The organism is Bacillus sp. AF62, from assembly GCF_050312695.1.
Classification (GTDB): Bacteria; Bacillota; Bacilli; order Bacillales; family Bacillaceae_G; genus Bacillus_A; species Bacillus_A cereus.
In genome coordinates, this window is the sequence record NZ_JBNPJZ010000074.1 from 1 (window position 1) to 1,009 (window position 1,009).

Consider the following 1,009-nt stretch of genomic DNA (forward strand, 5'->3'; position numbering starts at 1 on the left):
TATCATTCTTCCAGGAAAACGGGTTTCTTTATGCATTCATTTTTGGATATTTATGAGTTTTGCAACACCCTCAAAATAAAGAAGAAAACAATGTCTACGAATGCGAGTATAATTTTGTAGTTTAATATTTCTATAATACTGCCGCCTAATTGTCCAAAGTTTGAGGTTTGTCCAAGTACTGGTAATGTAACGAAATCACTATAAAAATCATAGAACATTACATTTCCAACGAGTACGATTGTTAATAAGAAATTAATACATAGCGCTATATAATTTCGCTTTTCACCAGTTGAAAATAATGCTAATCCAACAAATGCTAATGATGCGGCTAGAGGACTAATAAACAAAATAAGCTCTTGCGTTGAAGACTCGATTTTTAAATCAAAATTGAATCGCGTAATAAGATATGTTTTTAACCATACTGCTAAAGCCATTATTATAACAAAGCTTATATTTTGCATTTGTAAATTTATTTTATTCTTCATTTTTACACCTTCTTTATACAATTTATTTAACTGAAGTTATATATTATGTTTTTATAACTATTAGAGTGTAATGAACCATTTAGACTCTGTTTTTTAAAGGGAATAATTTGAAGTATTCATATACATACAATGGGGATTTTTAAAGCGTAGTAGCATAAATATAACTCTTTTTGAGAAACGGGCAGAACAAGTCATAGTTGTAGTGAAATTGACTTATAGACATCCTACCATATTAAACACTATGATGATGTTACAAAATATCGAACAAATGAAAGTGAAAATGGATAGAGACTTTTAAAACTGTTGACATTCAATTTATTAGAATTGAATACCAACAGTTTTAAATATGTAGTTATATTACATATGTATCTTGTAAAATTCCGATTTTTTGTCGGTTAATCATTAGCCGGGAAGGATAGGAGGGCTTATTAATATATTTTTACTATATAAGAGGGTGTTGCAAAACTCATAAATATCCAAAAATGAATGCATAAAGAAATCCGTTTTCCTGGAAGAATGATAGT

Annotated in this window: 1 pseudogene; it reads right to left on the reverse strand. The window is 28.6% G+C overall.

What is annotated here, in order from left to right:
• Nucleotides 1–71: 71 nt before the first annotated feature.
• Nucleotides 72–485, reverse strand: a pseudogene (locus ACQRBL_RS17820) (hypothetical protein); the annotation flags it as partial.
• Nucleotides 486–1,009 lie beyond the last annotated feature (524 nt).